Origin of the sequence: Methanobrevibacter sp. (genome assembly GCF_045126245.1) — an archaeon.
Lineage (GTDB): Archaea > Methanobacteriota > Methanobacteria > Methanobacteriales > Methanobacteriaceae > Methanocatella.
In genome coordinates this window covers 1-17,004 of record NZ_JBGVOG010000020.1, presented here as the reverse complement: position 1 = coordinate 17,004, position 17,004 = coordinate 1, and the positions used below count along the sequence as shown (strand labels likewise).

21 protein-coding genes are annotated in these 17,004 nt (G+C 34.5%); 16 read left to right on the top strand and 5 right to left on the bottom strand.

Going from position 1 to position 17,004, the window contains the following annotated elements; translation table 11 throughout:
- Positions 1 to 8: 8 nt before the first annotated feature.
- Positions 9 to 416 (bottom strand): pyridoxamine 5'-phosphate oxidase family protein, encoded by a 408-nt coding sequence (locus ACJMLZ_RS01475; RefSeq protein WP_405303616.1) that lies wholly within the window; start codon positions 414 to 416, stop codon positions 9 to 11.
- Positions 417 to 918: 502 nt separating this feature from the next.
- Between ACJMLZ_RS01475 and modA the strand changes: the two genes are divergently transcribed.
- From modA to ACJMLZ_RS01460, 3 genes are read left to right on the top strand one after another with little or no spacing between them, the layout of a single operon-like run.
- Positions 919 to 1,749, top strand: a complete 831-nt coding sequence (gene modA / locus ACJMLZ_RS01470) for a molybdate ABC transporter substrate-binding protein (RefSeq protein ID WP_405303615.1) — start codon at positions 919 to 921, stop codon at positions 1,747 to 1,749.
- Between the two features lie 47 nt (positions 1,750 to 1,796).
- Positions 1,797 to 2,474 (top strand): molybdate ABC transporter permease subunit, encoded by a 678-nt coding sequence (gene modB / locus ACJMLZ_RS01465; RefSeq protein ID WP_405303614.1) that lies wholly within the window; start codon positions 1,797 to 1,799, stop codon positions 2,472 to 2,474.
- Positions 2,475 to 2,500: 26 nt separating this feature from the next.
- A complete protein-coding gene (locus ACJMLZ_RS01460; protein WP_405303613.1) occupies positions 2,501 to 3,538 on the top strand; it encodes a sulfate/molybdate ABC transporter ATP-binding protein in 1,038 nt (345 codons plus the stop codon).
- A 37-nt stretch (positions 3,539 to 3,575) separates the two neighbouring features.
- On the opposite strand, the gene ACJMLZ_RS01455 is transcribed toward ACJMLZ_RS01460, so the two are convergent.
- Positions 3,576 to 4,112 (bottom strand): DNA-3-methyladenine glycosylase I, encoded by a 537-nt coding sequence (locus tag ACJMLZ_RS01455; protein ID WP_405303612.1) that lies wholly within the window; start codon positions 4,110 to 4,112, stop codon positions 3,576 to 3,578.
- A gap of 243 nt (positions 4,113 to 4,355) precedes the next feature.
- Between ACJMLZ_RS01455 and ACJMLZ_RS01450 the strand changes: the two genes are divergently transcribed.
- The 11 genes from ACJMLZ_RS01450 to ACJMLZ_RS01400 all read left to right on the top strand — a co-directional run bounded on the left by ACJMLZ_RS01450 (position 4,356) and on the right by ACJMLZ_RS01400 (position 13,935).
- The gene (locus ACJMLZ_RS01450) at positions 4,356 to 5,495 is read left to right on the top strand and encodes an aldo/keto reductase (RefSeq protein WP_405303611.1); all 1,140 of its coding nucleotides are present in this window, start codon (positions 4,356 to 4,358) and stop codon (positions 5,493 to 5,495) included.
- A gap of 89 nt (positions 5,496 to 5,584) precedes the next feature.
- Complete coding sequence (locus ACJMLZ_RS01445) at positions 5,585 to 5,935, top strand: nascent polypeptide-associated complex protein (RefSeq protein ID WP_405303610.1); 351 nt, start codon at positions 5,585 to 5,587, stop codon at positions 5,933 to 5,935.
- 5 nt (positions 5,936 to 5,940) lie between these two features.
- Positions 5,941 to 6,684, top strand: a complete 744-nt coding sequence (locus ACJMLZ_RS01440) for a metallophosphoesterase family protein (RefSeq protein WP_405303609.1) — start codon at positions 5,941 to 5,943, stop codon at positions 6,682 to 6,684.
- A gap of 92 nt (positions 6,685 to 6,776) precedes the next feature.
- A complete protein-coding gene (locus tag ACJMLZ_RS01435; protein WP_405303608.1) occupies positions 6,777 to 7,802 on the top strand; it encodes an NYN domain-containing protein in 1,026 nt (341 codons plus the stop codon).
- Entirely contained in the window at positions 7,795 to 8,997 is a 1,203-nt protein-coding gene (locus ACJMLZ_RS01430; protein WP_405303607.1) for a hypothetical protein, read from the top strand. Before ACJMLZ_RS01435 ends, ACJMLZ_RS01430 begins: the two co-directional genes overlap by 8 nt.
- 21 nt (positions 8,998 to 9,018) lie before the next feature.
- Complete coding sequence (locus ACJMLZ_RS01425; protein WP_405303606.1) at positions 9,019 to 9,381, top strand: hypothetical protein; 363 nt, start codon at positions 9,019 to 9,021, stop codon at positions 9,379 to 9,381.
- A gap of 21 nt (positions 9,382 to 9,402) precedes the next feature.
- A complete protein-coding gene (gene argJ / locus ACJMLZ_RS01420) occupies positions 9,403 to 10,626 on the top strand; it encodes a bifunctional ornithine acetyltransferase/N-acetylglutamate synthase (RefSeq protein ID WP_405303605.1) in 1,224 nt (407 codons plus the stop codon).
- A 306-nt stretch (positions 10,627 to 10,932) separates the two neighbouring features.
- The gene (locus ACJMLZ_RS01415) at positions 10,933 to 11,535 is read left to right on the top strand and encodes a class I SAM-dependent methyltransferase (RefSeq protein WP_405303604.1); all 603 of its coding nucleotides are present in this window, start codon (positions 10,933 to 10,935) and stop codon (positions 11,533 to 11,535) included.
- Positions 11,536 to 11,622: 87 nt separating this feature from the next.
- Positions 11,623 to 12,210 carry a class I SAM-dependent methyltransferase gene (locus ACJMLZ_RS01410; protein WP_405303603.1) on the top strand — a complete coding sequence of 196 codons (588 nt, stop codon included), beginning with the start codon at positions 11,623 to 11,625 and terminating at the stop codon, positions 12,208 to 12,210.
- Positions 12,211 to 12,215: 5 nt separating this feature from the next.
- Positions 12,216 to 12,926, top strand: coding sequence for a 2-C-methyl-D-erythritol 4-phosphate cytidylyltransferase (locus ACJMLZ_RS01405; protein ID WP_405303602.1), 711 nt, complete (start codon positions 12,216 to 12,218; stop codon positions 12,924 to 12,926).
- Positions 12,919 to 13,935, top strand: a complete 1,017-nt coding sequence (locus ACJMLZ_RS01400) for an alcohol dehydrogenase catalytic domain-containing protein (RefSeq protein WP_405303601.1) — start codon at positions 12,919 to 12,921, stop codon at positions 13,933 to 13,935. The genes ACJMLZ_RS01405 and ACJMLZ_RS01400 overlap by 8 nt, the downstream gene beginning before the upstream one ends.
- Before the next feature lies 1 nt (position 13,936).
- Here ACJMLZ_RS01400 and ACJMLZ_RS01395 read toward each other — a convergent pair whose 3' ends face one another.
- Both ACJMLZ_RS01395 and ACJMLZ_RS01390 read right to left on the bottom strand, forming a co-directional pair.
- Positions 13,937 to 14,404 (bottom strand): hypothetical protein, encoded by a 468-nt coding sequence (locus ACJMLZ_RS01395; protein WP_405303600.1) that lies wholly within the window; start codon positions 14,402 to 14,404, stop codon positions 13,937 to 13,939.
- A gap of 218 nt (positions 14,405 to 14,622) precedes the next feature.
- Positions 14,623 to 15,987, bottom strand: a complete 1,365-nt coding sequence (locus ACJMLZ_RS01390; protein WP_405303599.1) for an MATE family efflux transporter — start codon at positions 15,985 to 15,987, stop codon at positions 14,623 to 14,625.
- Positions 15,988 to 16,030: 43 nt separating this feature from the next.
- Here ACJMLZ_RS01390 and ACJMLZ_RS01385 point away from each other — a divergent pair, with 43 nt between their 5' ends.
- Complete coding sequence (locus ACJMLZ_RS01385) at positions 16,031 to 16,357, top strand: hypothetical protein (protein ID WP_405303598.1); 327 nt, start codon at positions 16,031 to 16,033, stop codon at positions 16,355 to 16,357.
- Here the strand turns inward: ACJMLZ_RS01385 and ACJMLZ_RS01380 are convergent.
- Positions 16,352 to 16,519, bottom strand: coding sequence for a hypothetical protein (locus tag ACJMLZ_RS01380; RefSeq protein ID WP_405303597.1), 168 nt, complete (start codon positions 16,517 to 16,519; stop codon positions 16,352 to 16,354). The genes ACJMLZ_RS01385 and ACJMLZ_RS01380 overlap by 6 nt on opposite strands.
- 51 nt (positions 16,520 to 16,570) lie before the next feature.
- Here ACJMLZ_RS01380 and ACJMLZ_RS01375 point away from each other — a divergent pair, with 51 nt between their 5' ends.
- Entirely contained in the window at positions 16,571 to 16,828 is a 258-nt protein-coding gene (locus ACJMLZ_RS01375; protein ID WP_405303596.1) for a hypothetical protein, read from the top strand.
- The last annotated feature ends 176 nt before the right edge of the window (positions 16,829 to 17,004 follow it).

Genomic DNA, 17,004 nt, shown 5'->3' with positions numbered 1-17,004 from the left:
TTTTCACATTAATACTTGAATTCATATGTTTCTTCAACAGCAAACATATTTCTAATTTCTGCTGTTGCATCGTCAAGGTAGAAAACGCCCATTTCCCAGCCATTAGCTTCATAAGCTTCTTTAATCTCAGGCATGAGTTCAAATGCTTTTTGGACAACAGCTTCATTTTTGCTTAGGTCTGCGACACCATAATATCTTAAAAAGTGTTCTCCATCCCAGGCAGCTATTTCAACATTTTGATTAGCTTCCAATTGTTTGTAAACTTCTTTAAAGGTTCCTACTCCGAAGTATATCTTGTCTTCAAACAGCAAATGGAAACCCAGAGGTCTGACTTTTGGTTTGTCTCCGTTTACTGTTGCAAGGTAAAATACTTCTGCTCTTGTTAAAAATTCGTCTATTTTTGCAATTTCTGACATGTTGCACCTCAAGTAATTATTTGTTCAATTCATATTATAAATGTTGTATGTAAACTTTTTTTATTTCGTTTTGAATAGATGATTGTAAGATTATTTACTTTTGCCAGAAGTTAAATTAATTTATTTTTTTTAATTTTAATGATTTTTTAACAAAAATATATTTTTCGATATTACATTCATTAACACACTTTTTTTCTAAATATCCTAGCTCGTTATGAAAAAATATATATGTCACTGTTAACTTATTTATAATTACTAATCATGATAATTGAATGGTAATTTAAGATTGGGAAATTAGTGTGTGAAAAAATATCATGAAATTGAATAATAATTCAGTTTATAATGTTATTTTTTTATTGGTGTGGGTTTATTGGTTGAAGCATTAATCTATCTGATTAATTGAATATGCAAATAAACTTATTCGCAATTTTTATTAATCTTTGATTATTGTATTTGATGTCTGATGGTGTTTTTGTATATATTATTTCAAAGGAGGAAAACCATGAAATCTATGAGAAAAGTGTTAATTATTGCTGTTATAGCAATGATAGCAATTGTTTGTGCAAGTTCAGCAGTTAGCGCTGGATGGTTTGATTTTTTAGGCGGTAGCTCTACCGATGATAGTTTAAATGGTACAGAAGTTCATTTAGCTGCTGCTGCTAGTTTAAAAAATGTTTATGATGATAAGTTAATTCCAATGTTTGAAGAAAAATATCCTGGTGTAAAAGTAGTCCCTACTTACGCTTCAAGTGGAGATTTACAAACCCAAATTGAAAACGGTTTGGAAACAGATGTATTCATGTCTGCTGCTAATAAACAAATGAACAAATTAATCAATGAAAGTTTAATTGACAACGATACAAATGTTCAACTTTTAGAAAACAAAGTTGTTTTAATTGTACCTAAAGACTCAACTCTTAACATAACTTCATTTGATGATTTGAAAGATGTAAACGGTACCATTGCAATTGGTGATCCTGAATCCGTACCTGCAGGTCAATACGCTAGAGAAGCATTAAACAACACAGGCATTTGGGAAGATCTCCAATCCAAATTATCTTTAGGTACTGATGTAACTGCTGTATTAAACCAAGTAGCTCAAGGATCTGCTGACTGTGGTATTGTATATGCTACTGATGCAAAATCCAATGATGGTGTTAAAGTAGTTTGTGAAGCTCCTGATGATGCTTTAAAAACTCCTGTAATTTACCCAGTAGCTATTACTAAAAACGCTACAAACCCAGATGGTGCAAAAGCATTCTTAGAATTCTTACAAACTCAAGAAGCTAAAGACATATTCGTTGAATATGGTTTCACTATTAATCAAAAATAGATTTTGAAACAAGTGGATAATTAAATAATATTAAAGGAGATAAAGACATGGCTGTTGATTGGTCCCCGGTTTTCATTTCAATGAAGACTGCAAGCTTATCAATTTTCATAACCTTTTTTGTAGGTTTGTTTGTTGCTTATTGGCTTGTTAAGGTTAAAAATGATACACTAAAGATTATACTGGATGGTATTTTTACACTCCCAATTGTATTGCCCCCTACCGTTGTAGGGTTCTTTTTATTGTATATCTTTGGTGTAAGAGGACCAATTGGTAGCTTTTTTATAGAATTTTTCGCTATGAAAATAGCTTTCTCATGGCCTGCAACAGTTATTGCTGCAGTAGTCATGTCTTTTCCTTTAATGTATCGTTCCGCTAGGGGCGCTTTTGAACAGGTTGATTCAAACCTGCTGGATGCCGGCCGTACATTAGGTATGTCAGAATGGAAAATTTTCTGGAAAGTTTTATTTGCAAATGCATTGCCTGGAATTATCAGTGGTGGAATTCTTGCTTATGCTCGTGGTTTAGGAGAATTCGGTGCTACAGCTATGCTTGCAGGTAACATTGCCGGTCAAACTAGAACTCTCCCTATGGCTGTCTACTCAGAAGTGGCTGCAGGTAATATGGGGGAAGCTTTTAATTATGTAATAGTTATTGTTGTTATATCGTTTATAGCTATTTTCATCATGGATTATATTTCCATACGTAAGGAAAAGCAATGGAAATGATACGCTTTAGTTGAGAGGGATGGATTATGAGTGATAAGTTATTGAAAGTAGATATCCAAATGGAACTTAGTGAATTTGACTTGGATGTCGATTTTGAATTGAGAAGAGGGCGTTTAGGTATTCTTGGTCCTTCCGGTTGCGGTAAAAGTATGACATTGAAATCCATTGCAGGTATTGTGACTCCTGATAAGGGAGTTGTGAGCGTAACCACTGATGAAAATGACATTTATTTTGATTCTGATAAAAAAATTAATTTAAAACCTCAAAAGAGAAATGTGGGTTACCTATTTCAGAATTATGCATTATTCCCTAATATGACTGTTGAAGAGAATATTGCTATTGGTTTGCCTAAAGAACATGAAGAAACAGTTGTAGCTCAAATGATTAAACGTTTTCATTTAGAGGGATTGGAAAAAAGATATCCTAGGCAATTATCAGGTGGTCAACAGCAAAGGGTAGCCTTAGCCCGTATAATGGCTTATGGTCCTGATGTAATATTGTTGGATGAGCCGTTCAGTGCTATGGATACTTTCTTAAAAGAGCAATTGCGTATTGAACTTGCAAATTCATTAAAGGACTTTAAGGGATTTTCTATTATGGTAACTCATGACCGTGATGAGGCATTCCAGTTCTGTGATGAGCTTATAGTGTTGGATGAAGGTAAAATTATAGCAAAGGGCGACACTTATGACATCTTCGAGAATCCAAGAAAAGTTCAAGTCGCCAGGCTTACAGGATGTAAAAATATTTCCAAAGTCGAAATTATTGATGATTATCATCTCAAATCTTTAGATTGGGGAGTCACATTTGAAGTAGCTGAAAAAATTTCACCTAATATCAATCATATTGGAATAAGGGCACATGATTTCACTGCTGCCGAAAAAGATGATGTCAATGCGTTTGACACACATAATTCAACAGTAATGGAAATGCCTTTTGAATGGGAGATAACCTTGGCAAACGGTCTATGGTGGAAATCTGATAAGCAGATTGATGAGCATGAATTTACAGTTCCGGATTATTTAAAAATAGATCCAAAAGACATAATCTTATTGGAAGAGTAGTCTTATTTACTCCCATTACTTTATTTCTAATTTTTAATCAAAATTTATAGCAATCTTTTTGATGATTGTCAATTATGCCTATTGACTCAAGATATGAATAAATGATTGTCGGACCAACAAATTTCATTCCACGTTTTTTCAAGTCTTTTGAAATGGTTTTTGAAAGTTCGGATTCCGTTAAAAATTCTCCTTTTATAATTTTTCCATTCGTAAATGACCAGATATATTTATCAAAGCTTTCAAATTCCTTTTGGATTTCAATAAATATTTTTGCATTATTGATGGCGGAGGCGATTTTACCTTTATGGCGAATAATTCCCTCATCATTTCTTAGTTCTTCAACTTTATCTTCACCATAATTGGCCACTTTTTCAACATCAAAATCATCAAATGCCTTTTTAAAGTTTTCACGCTTTTTTAAAATGGTAATCCAGGAAAGGCCCGCCTGAAATGATTCCAAAACAAGCATTTCAAACAGTTCATGGTCATCATGTGTCGGAATTCCCCATTCCTCATCATGATATCTGATGTAAACTTCATCATCGCTTACCCAGTTGCATCGTGTCTTTTTCATAAGGATAATTATGGTTTACCTAATTAAAAAATTTTTTTTCAAATGAAATCTCTAGAAGGTATATGTATTTATATTTTATCTTATCCTTGATGCTAATGATGTTTCTTTAAATTTAAACGAAAATTTATTATCTATAATGGATATAATAATAATTAGTAAAAATTTAAATATGAGGAAATATGGCTAATTGCGTAGTGCGTGATGAGCTTATTTGATAAAAAAAGGGATGATTGAGGAGATAACATGGTTCAGTTAGGAATGGGAATGATGAGGTTGCCGCTTTTAAATGAAGATGATTTTAAAAGCATTGATTTTGAACAGGTAAACAAAATGGTTGATTTGTATATGGAAAGCGGATTTAATCTCTTTGACACAGCGTATATCTATCATGATGGTATAGGCGAATTGGCTTTTAGAAAATCTGTAGTTGAGAGATATCCCCGTGAATCATTTAAAATTTCAACCAAATTGCCGCTGTTTGTGATTACTGAAGAATCACAATTGGAACCTATATTCGCTGAACAGCTTGAAAATTGCGGTGTGGATTATTTTGATTATTATTTGTTGCATAATGTAAGCGGTTATACTGAAAATGCTTGGAAAAATGTTGATTTATACTCTTTTATTCAAAAGAAAAAAGATGAAGGTTTTATTAAGCACATTGGTTTATCAACTCATGGTAATGCAGAATTTTTGGAAGAGTTGTTATTTGACCATCCTGAAATAGAGTTTGTATTATTGCAAATCAATTATCTTGATTGGGAAGATGAAGCAATCGAATCCAAAAAATGTTTGGATGTTGCAAAAAAATACAATAAGCCGGTAATGGTTATGGAGCCGTATAAGGGAGGTTTTCTTGCAGATGTGCCGAAAGAAGCAGAAAAACTCATGAAAGAGCATGACCCCGACAGATCAGTTGTTTCATGGGCAATGAGATTTGTAGCCAATTTGGATGTCTGTGTTGTTTTCACTGGTGCAAGCAGTTTTGAGCAGCTGCAAAACAATATCGATGAATTCAACAATGCAGATCCATTAAACGACGATGAATTAAATCTTCTTGAAGAGGTTTCAGAGATTATCAATAGCAATATCACTGTGGACTGCACAAAATGCAGATACTGCGTCGATGCCTGCTCTGAAGAGATTAATATAGCAAAACTCTTTGATTTATATAATAAACATAAGATTCTTGGAAGGGACGATTGGACTCAGCAGGGAAATGCCTATCTGAACTATTCAAAACTTCCTGATGTTGGAATAGCTTCTGACTGCATTGAATGTGAAGCATGCTTGGAGGAATGCCCTCAACAAATCAACATTCCTGAAGTTTTAAAGGATGTTGCAAAAACCTTCGAAACCGAAATTTATGGATTTGAAAATTAATCCATATTATTTTTTTTTTAAAAAATTAAGCAAATTTTAATAATAATTAAAAACATAATTATAAATAGTTATTTTATTGAGGATTTTTTATGATGCCTGGAATGAATAAGAAACAAATGAAACAGATGGAAAGACAAATGAAAAAAATGGGAATGAAAATGGAAGAGCTTGAAGGCGTCCGTGAAGTAATTATCCGCTTTGATGATAAAGAATTAATCATTGATAATCCTGGTGTAAGTCTAATGAATGTGATGGGTCAGGAAACCTATCAAATTGATGGTAAAGCCCGTGAAGTGGAACTTGAATATGAGATTGAAATTCCCGATGAAGATGTAGAAATGGTGGCTAACAGCGCTAATGTTTCTGAAGATGATGCAAGAGCAGCATTAGAAGAATGTAAAGGCGATTTGGCAGAAGCCATCATGAAATTAAACCAATAGATAATATGACAGTTATTGCCCATATTTCCGACTTGCATGTTTCCAGATCAGATTTCAATGAGGAAATTTTCATGCAAGCGGCAAGTGAAATCAATCAGTTAAATCCGGACATGATTATATTGACTGGTGATTTGACAGAAAATGGATATTATGCGGAGTTTGAACAGGTTACAAAATATTTGGAAGTGTTTGAAGCTCCTTTATTTGCGGTTCCAGGTAACCATGATTCTCGTAATTTGGGATATCAAACTTTTGAGGAATTGATTGGTGAGAGAAGTTGGAAACTAACTATGGGTGATGATTTAACTGTTATTGGGCTGGATAGCAGCACTCCTGATGAAAATAGGGGGCATATTGGACGACCTCAGCATTTGTGGCTGGAACACCAATTGGATGAGTGCGTCATTAATGAGAATTTTATGATTGTTGCTTTTCACCACCATCTTATTCCGATTCCTCAAACAGGTCGTGAACGCAATATCCTATCCGATTCCGGAGATATCTTGAAAACATTGTCAACACATGGCGTTGATTTGGTCTTGTCAGGACATAAGCATGTTCCAAATATTTGGAAACTTAACGATACAATAATCGTTAATGCAGGTTCTCTTTCTTCTTATAAGCTAAGAGGAAAGAATCTAAATTCTTATGTTGTTTATAATATTTCTGAAGATGAAATAGAAGTATATCTTAATAATGTTGGCGGGGAAAGGTTTTTATTTGGAAACTTCCCTAGAAATAAAATCTAATTTTTTTTTTAAAAATTAACTTTAAATATGGAGATTATACATATATAATATACTGAGCAAATTTTATATTAATAGATTTTTTAGGTGATATTGTGAAAGTTGTTGTAGATGCTTCAAACGTAGCACACTATATAAAAAATGAAAAAGGACAACCTCAAATGTCTAATATCCTTGCGGCCGTTAAAGCTTTAGAAGAGGGTGAAGACGAGTTTGTAATTATTGCTGATGCATCACTTCGCCATGATATTGACGATAGAGAAAAATTTGAAAGATTGATGGAAAGTGAAAATGTAGAGGAAGTTCCAGCAGGCAATGATGCAGATCATTTCATTCTTGAGATTGCTACAACCGAAAGAGCAAAAATATTGTCTAATGATAAATTCAGAGATTATGCTGCTGAATTCAGAAATATTTCTTCTATGAGAATTCCTTTTGTCATTGAAAATGGAAGATTGACATTTGGAAAGCCTAAAAAGCCTAAAAAAGATAAGAATATCTTACAACATATCTGTGATGAAATCATCAAAGAATTAAACTTTAAAAGATGGGAAATTTATACAGGCAAGGAAGGTTTAGAGATTTCTCCATTAAATATAGCTAAGCAGGCTATTATCCGTATTGATAATGAAAATAATGCCGGTTCAAAGCTTGAAAGCATCTTTTCAAGAATTCCAATGTTTAACAAGATTGTGGAAATGGTGGATGATGTTGAAATTGCCGCACCTTATGTTATTTTCGTATTGGTTCATCCTAAAGATTATAAAGTTGCCGTTAAAAATGCAGGCAATATTTCTGTGACTATTGCCGATAGGTTAGGCCTTGAAAAAAAACCGTTAATAGCTGTTCGAAATGACCTGTTTACAAAACCGGGCACTTTCGAGTTAAATATCCTATTGGCTGATGAAGTAACTGAAAATGCCCCTTATAACATTTTAATTCGTGTTAATGAACATGATGAAATTTTCATAAAAAGAAACTCCAGAAACATTGCAAGTACTATTGCAGGCAGATTGGGATCTTGGAAATTCCCATTTGTTTCTGTTAAGCCGGACATGCTTTTGGAAAATCCTGGCGATTTTGAGATAGAACTTGAAAAAGGAGGAGGTTTGGATGGCTAATGGCTTAACAAAGTCGTTTATTAAGCTTACTACTAATCTTAATCCTATCGCTGTTGGAACTAAATTCTTTCCAACAAATTCTCTTGAAACAGAATATGTAGAGTTATTTAACTATACTCAAACTATTCTTTTTGAGCTTGAAAAAGCGGAAATTACATCAGAAACTATTCTACAAAATCTTATTCGTGATGTGGGTGCTGAAAATATTCCTGCGGAATATACTTTCCATGAATTGTCTCCTGCCGAGAATAAGATTGAAGAATACGCTTTGGTTAGTAATATCATCATGGGAAGTGACCGTTATTTTTATATTGAGATTCCGCATCCTTCCAATATGATCAATATTTTTGTCAAGATTATTGAAAATGAAGCGGGAGAAATTGTTGAAAAAACAGACACTGAACTTGTTGCAAAAATGTTAAGCAAAAACGATGCGATTAGAGTTGCAATTGAACTTATTGGCATTGGCTTATCTGAAGGAATTCAAGTAATATCTGCTGTTGGAATGACTGGTGCGGCCGCTATAGAAAGGGCAATCCACTACACTCAAGATGTCGGTTTATTTCCGGGTGTTGCATTTACTAAACTGGGCGGCGAGTATGCATTGGTATTTGATTCCCCATTTTTGCTTAGGGAATCACACCCTGTCGATTTGGAAAATTATTTATTCATTGATTTAATAGACTCCACTAAATTTATTAATAAACATGGCAGAAATCAGCTTGTTGAACTTATGAATGGAATTAAGAATTTCATAGAATCAGAATGTGAAGGCGAACTTGAAGGCTATCGGGAAGGTGGGGATGATTTTATTGCAAGGTTCCCATCAAAAGATTTGGCTATTCGGGCAGGTCTTGATGCTGCTTGGTTTGCACTTGATAATGGTGCTAAAATAAGGGCTGGTATTGGAAGGAGTAGAAGAGAAGCTGGTGAGCGAGCTCAATTGGTTGATGATTTAAAATCAACATCTCCTCTGTCACTGGTTGTCTTTGAAATTGCTAACGGATTGTATGCATACAATATTCCATCTGAATTTACAAGAACCTTAATCAATTTGGTTGAAAATGAAAAACCGAAATTGATTGGAGTATTCGCATTTGTGTTTATTTTCGTTTATTTGATGCATATCTTAGGGCTTGGTGTATTCGGATTCGTTGGAGTTATTTTAGCTTTAGTTTATGCATTTGTTGTTTAATCGATATAGAAGAGAAGTATCATGAGAAGACGAAAGAAAAATGATAAAAGAGTGTTGAAACCGAGGTATACCTCTCCTCCGCCACAAACTAAAAGAATGGGCATGAACAAACATCGCAAACCTAGAAAATCCAGCAGGACCACATTGTTTGTCATAGTTTTAGTGTTGGTTGCATTTGTTATTGGCGCAGGTATTGGTGTTTCTATGGCTCTTGGCGGTTCTGAAGATGATGGGCCTCATGTTGAAAATGTAACTGTGGAAATGACCAATAATTTGACCAAAAATCATACTGATTTTGATTATGATATGGACTACATTGATTATAACAATATAAGCGATAGGGAAGAGTATAATATTACCTATAATGGTAATTTAAATTATTGATTTATTTTATTTGTGATTTTTATGGATTTTATCAGAAATATTGATGGAGGATTTTCCAATATAGGAAATCTTGAAGTATCCGGAGCACGTGAAGGCAAATATGGGGTTACTATTATCGTATCTCCAAACAGTACCGCTTCAGCGGTTTTCACATCAAACAAGGTTGTTGCAGCTCCTGTAAGCTATACGAAAAAAGCTATAAAAAACGGATTCTTATCTGCGGTTTTTGTAAATAGTGGAAATGCTAATTGTTTTACAGGAAGTCAAGGTTTCAAAGACTGTGAAACTTTGGTGGAACTTGTTTCCCGTGATTTGGAAATACCAAAAGATGAAATAGCTATAGCATCAACAGGAGTTATAGGCCGTGAAATGCCGATTGACATTATTTCGAAAGTGGCTTATGAGTCCATTTCCAAACTTGGAAATAAGCCGGAAAATTCCCTTGCCGCCGCTCGTGCAATCATGACTACCGATACATTTCCAAAGGAATGTGCCGTTGAAGTAACTTTAACCACTGGTGAATCAGTTAGAATTGCAGGAATTACCAAAGGCAGTGGAATGATTGCTCCAAATATGGGAACAATGCTATCATTCATTGTTAGTGATGCGATTATTCCTGCCAAAAGCATTAACAAGGCGTTAAAGAAGGCTGCAGATATAAGCTTCAACATGATTGTTGTCGATGGTGATGAAAGTACCAATGATACTTGCCTGATGATGGCCAACGGAGCATCAGGTGTTGAAGTTGTCCGCAATGGGGAAATAGATTCTAATTTTCAGGATGCTTTAAATTACTTGTGCATAGATTTGGCTAAGAAAATGGCCCGTGATGGTGAAGGAGCCACTAAATTCATCGAAGCTAATGTATGTGGAGCTAAAGATTTTGAAGATGCAAAACTTGCGGCAAAATCAATTGTTTCATCAAGTTTATTCAAGTCCGCCGTTTTCGGTGGCGATCCGAATTGGGGAAGAATTGTTTCTGCAATCGGATATTCCGGATGTGATTTAAATCCGGACATTGTCACTATTGCCATAGCTGATGATGAAGATGAGGTTGACCTTGTAAGAAAAGGTGAAATCCTGGCATTTGAAGACACACCATACCTTGAGCGAGCTGAAAAAATCATGCAATCCAAAAACGTCACAGTAAATATTGATATGGATTTGGGTGATGGTGAGGCTACTGCATGGGGCTGTGATTTAACTTATGATTATGTTAAAATTAATGCTGAATACACCACTTAAAGAAAAGCTTTAAATATGTTGAAAACAAATATTTTTATGTTATATATAATTCTAATTTTATAATTATTGATTTTAAGGAGGGAAGATTATGGCTAAAGTTAAAGGAACTAACAGAAGAACCAGGCCAAAAAGAAGTTATACTAAACCTGGTAGTAAAAGAGGAAGGGGAGTAAAACAAACCTGGAAAAAATAATCCTCTTATAACTTTTTTTTATTTATTTTAACTATTTTTAACTGATATTCATATCACATCACATTGATAATTATTAAATACTATTTTTTAAAGATTATAATTTAGGTGAAATTATGATGTTACCCGCAAATGGACATAGGGCTCATGGATTTTCAAGTGCACATTTCCTTGATTCTGATGAGATTATTCAAGAGTTGAAGTTAAATGGTGACGAGACTTTTATGGATGCCGGTTGTGGCGACGGTCACAATGCAATCAAAGTTCTTGAAGATTATAATCATAAGGGAACTGTTTATGCAGTAGATATATATGATGCTTCTATTGAGGATATGGAAAAATATAAGCAAGAGAATGATGTTGAAAATTTAATTAATATTGAAGCGGACATTACTGAGGGCATTCCGGGTGTTGAAGACTCATCAGTGGATGTTGTTTTGATGGTCAATGTATTTCATGGATTTAAGGCTTCAAGAAAAATGGATGAGGCTGTGGATGAATTGGCCAGAATAGTTAAAAATGATGGAAAAATAGCTATTATGGATTACAAGGCATGGGATGTGCCAAAAGGCCCCCCAACACCGGTCAGAAGTTCTCCTCAGGACCTTGAAGAATTGTTCAATAATCACGGTCTTAAGATGACTTATTTAAACGAGGAAATAGGTGAGGATATTCCTGAAGGCAAATCTCATTATTTGATAATGTTTGAAAAAGAATGATTTTTTAACTCAAACATTTTTTCTTTTTTTTAAAACTTTTAAATAGTATTTTTTAAAGATTATTATTTAGAAATATGGGTGATGTATATGGGCCATAAGCATCATGGGAAATCAAGTGCAAAATTTTTAGATTCTGATGAAATTTTAATTGAATTGAATCTTGAAGGCAGTGAGACTTTTATGGATGCCGGTTGCGGTGATGGTTACATTTCCATCAGTGCAATTGAAAAATATCTTCCGGAAGGTGTTGTTTATGCAGTAGATATTCATGAGGAGTCCATGGAAGGTTTAAAGGAATATAAAAATGAAAATGATGTTGAAAATTTGTTTAATATTGTGGGTGACATTACTGAAGGCATTCATGAGATTGAAGATTCATCCGTTGATGTTATATTGATGATTAATGTGTTCCATGGATTTAAGACATCCCAAAAAGAAGATGTGGTTATCGATGAACTTAAAAGATTAGTCAATGATGACGGTAAGATTGCAATCGTTGATTTTAACCCAATTGAAATTCCTCACGGGCCTCCTGTCGACATTAAAAGTTCTCCGGAAAGGTTATGTGAATTGTTTGCCAAACATGGTCTTGAAAAGGTATATCTGAATGATGAACTTGGTGCGGATTATCCAAACGGCAAATCCCATTATATGATAATTTTTAAAAAGGAGTAATTTAGATGATTTTTGCAGCTATTTTGGCAGGCGGTATCGGATCAAGAATGGGAGGCACAGATACTCCTAAGCAATTTTTGAATCTGGGCAATAAACCGGTAATAGTCCATACAATCGAAAAATTTGTAATCAACAGAGACATTGATAAAATCATTGTCCTGACACCAAAAAATTTCATAAACCATACTATTCACTTGATTGATGAACATATTCCGAATTGCGACAATGTTGTTGTGATTGAAGGGGGTCAGACAAGAAATGATACAATAATGAACAGCATTTCCTACATTGATGAAAATTTCGGAATCGATGAGGACTCAATAATCGTTACACACGATTCAGTGCGTCCATTCGTAACCCATAGGATTATTGAAGATAACATTAAGGCTGCAAGGAAATATGGGGCATGTGATACCGTTGTTCCGGCTACGGACACCATTGTCGAGAGCATTAATGGTGAAACTATAGAAAGTATCCCTGTGAGGGATTATTATTACCAAGGCCAAACGCCACAGAGCTTCAATATAAAGAAACTTTTTAACTTAATCACCAGTTTAACAGAAGAGGAAAGTAATATTCTTACAGATGCATGCAAAATCTTCACACTTAAGGATGAGGATGTACATCTAGTTGATGGTGAAGTGACAAATATTAAAATTACATACCCTTATGACTTAAAATTAGCAAATACAATACTTGAGGATATTCATGATTAACATTGTTTATAGATTAAAGTCTCCAAAATTTTTTGAAGAATCGATTGATGAAATTGAATTGGATGGAGTTGTTGTAAGGCCGACCCACCTTTCAATTTGTCAGGCTGACCAGAGGTACTATCAGGGTTCAAGGCCTGCCGAAATTTTAGAGGAGAAATTGCCGATGGCATTAATCCATGAAGGCGTTGGTGAAGTGGTGTTTGACAGTGAAGGAAATTTCACCTCTGGGGACATGGTTGTAATGATTCCGAACACCCCTTGCGGAGATGATGTCTGCAGGGCCAACTACTCATACAAATCAAGATTCAGGGGAAGCGGTTTCGACGGATTCACATCTGATTTGATCAAATTGGATTCTGATAGGGTTGTAAAGATACCTGATGATTTTAATTTGAATGTATCTGCATTCATTGAATTGATTACGGTAGCTTATCAGGGAATCGAGAGATTCAACCAGATAGCTGTCACTCCAAAAGATAAGCTCGGTGTTTGGGGAGACGGTAATTTGGGTTTTATAACTTCACTTCTTTTAAAGGAAAAATTCCCTAATTCTGAAGTGTTTGTTTTTGGTAAACATTTGGAAAACTTGGATCTGTTTACATTTGTAGACGGAATTTATCAGATTCATAATGTGCCTGATGATTTTGTTGTCGACCATGCTTTTGAATGTGTCGGTTCCAGTGCATCTCAAACTGCAATTGACCAGATAATCGATATTATTAACCCTCAAGGTTCAATAAACTTGTTTGGGGTCAGCGAATACCCAATACCAATCAACACCCGTATGGTTTTAGAGAAGGGTTTGACCATTCAAGGAAACAGCAGGTCAGATAGGCAGGATTTCATTGGGGTTATAGAAACCCTGAAAGAGAATCCCAAATTGTTTGAATATCTAGAAAAATTAATCACAGGCATATGTGAGATAAATTCTCTGGATGACCTGAAGGAAGCATTTGACACAGACCATATCTCCAAATTCGGAAAAACTATTTTAAAATGGAATAAGTAATTTAGGATATTTGATTTATTATCCTAAAATATTCTTTTCTATAATAATTTCTATCTTCTGGATTGCACATGACCGGAAGTATGGATAGGGCAAACATGTCCTCTCCGTTAAGCAAATCCCCATTTTTTACTTTTTCTTTAATCACGTTGAGTACTAGTTTACATGGATCTTCCTGGATGCAAGCCAGTTTGATGGTAAAATCAGCTTCTGATTTGATTTCACATTCTTTTACGCATACGTTAATTCCCTTTGGACATATTATGTAAATCGAAACATGCCTTTGGTGTTTTTTGTATAACGATTCGGCCAATTCAACATATTTTACAAGTTCGTCCTCGTTGAAGTCATTCATCTGAAATTCCAAATCAATAAAATCGCCGTCTTCTGTTGTAAATATGTCTCCGCCGGGATAAATGTCTTCATCAACTTTTCTAATGTTTTCAGGTGTAGCGCATTTTATCGCTCTCATATCATTAAATGTTTCTTGTATAACTTTTGTTCTTATATTAAAATCTTTTTCATTCATATTTTTAGCCTGTATTATATTTGTAATACTTATATATGAATTAAAGACTTATAAATTAGTATGTTATTTTTTAAAGCAATTTAAGATGGTTAAATCAATATTGTAGTGTTTAAAGTAAATATCAATTATAAAAATAAAAAAAGTTTAAGAGCGTTCAACTCTTAATTTCCAAATTTGGCTCTTGTTCTTTTGATTTCGTATCTGGCAAATACATAGTTAATGATACTTGCTATGGCCCTTCCGATACATAAACCTAGCCAAATACCGACCAAACCCCAGTTCAGTACAAATACGAACACCAGCATCAATGGAACTACAAAGATAATTTCCCTTAATATTGTAAACATTAGGCTGTATGTTCCCTTTCCGATGCCCTGATAGAAAAAGCTTGATGGGAGTCCGATACCTGTTAAAATCAAAGCAGGACATACAATTTGAAGGTACTGTGCAATTCCCGGAACTAAACTTGCGGTTTCTGGAGTATATGCGAAGACTGTAGCTAGTGGTGTGGCAAATACTACTAAAATTAAACTCAGTACGGCTCCTAAGGCCAATCCGCATTTTGCACCGTATTTGTGTGTTCTTGAAAGGTAATCTCCATTTTTAGCACCAAATGCACTTCCCGATACTGCAATAACTGCAGACCCGATTGCTGTAAGCGGCATTATTGCAAATAGATATAATCTCTGGCCGGTTGTGAAGGTTGCAATTCCATAGTCTCCTCCGACCCGTGAAATCAAAATCAGATATATTGACATTGCAATTGCCATTATCAACATGTCAAGTGCGGATGGAATTCCCACTTTAAGAATGTCTTTTGTAAGTTTTGAGTCAAACTTGAAATTTTTAAGAGTGACATTGACATAAGTATCTTTTTTAATTAAAATCCAGTACAACATTATTATGGCTGCAATAGCTGAGCTTACAATTGTTGCAAGGGATGCTCCCGCTGAACCGAAGCCCATGATGTAGATGAATATAGGATCAAGTGATGCATTTAAAATCACGGTTGCAACAACGACATACATTGCCCTTTTCATATCTCCTTCCCCACGAAGGATACCGCTGCAACCATTTGAATACATAAATGCAATTAAACCTAAAAATAGGGGTGTTGCATAAGCCACAGCTTCCTTTAGAGTTTGTCCTGTCGCACCATAGCTTCTAAGCAGAGGCTCCTGTATTATAATAAAGATTATTGTTAAAATAATTGAAGCAATTAAAAAGATAAATAACGACTGTGTTGCAGATTTATTCGCCATTTCATGATTTTTCGCTCCGATAAATCTTGAAATACTGCTTGTAGCACCATTTCCAAGCCCTACGCTTGCGCCGTTCAACACCATAAATATGGGTGTTACAAATCCAATTCCTGCAATGGCTGTCGGTCCCAGACCTGCTACCCAAATACCGTCAACGATGTTGTACAATGCGGTAAGAATCATTGAAATCATGATTGGGATAGCTAATTTTTTGACAGCTTTCTCAGGTTCTCCCCTCATCAACTCCACATTTTTATTAGCCATAATTTTAATATTGGTTAATCTAATATTTATTAATGGTGATGATTTGGATTACGAAGAAGTTATTCTGGAAAAATTTCCAAATTGTGATGTTGAGGTGATTGCTCCCGATGTTTTTGAACTTGAAATGCTGTTGGAATATATCACTGATGATATAATTGTATATAAGCCTTTTTCAGTCATGGTGCATAGGCATCTGATTAGATTCATGATGAATGTGGGAAAGAGGGGTAAAATATACTATTTGGACGGCTTTTCAGATGAGGATTTGAAAATAATTCACGCCGGTTTGCTTAAGTTTACCTGGAAAAGGGATGTTAAAATTAATTTGTTTAAAAATGCTAATCCTGATAAGGACATGTTAGGTTTATAATCGGAAAAACTCATCACAATATTCACAATAATAATTATACTCGCTTTCACAACAGTTGCCTAGGATTATTTCACCGTTCAATGATTCGATAGCCAATTCATCTGCCGGTTCGCCGTGAAATACCTTTTTCAATAATCTTTTGCATTTTGGACAAGTTTTCATATAATCTAATTATATTAATAATGAATTTTAAATATTATCTTAGGTGTAAATATGCTGATTAATGTTGGTGCTGAATTTGGCAATAATTTAGAGACTAGTGAAATTGCAGTGGAGTTAATCGATATTTTAAATAAAATCGATGGTGATGACTTCATTCTGGATTTTAAGGAAGTATTCTATATAACTATGAATTTTGCTCAAGCTTACTATAATGCTAAAAATGAATCTCCAAAAAAGATATCAGAAATAAATATTGGGGATGAAATCAGCGTTGTCATGGGTGCTGCCGATGAGGCATGCAATCCATAATTATATTTTTTATTTTTTGTGTTCACTTTTCCTGTTTTAAAAAAAGAAAATAAATTAAGATGTTAATCTTAACTTATTGCAATTGCTGTTTGGTTATTTTCAGGAGGTGTTGGCACCTCAAATTCACTGAAGTCAAAACGCGGAAGACATTCAGTAAGTACCTCTGCAGTCACTTC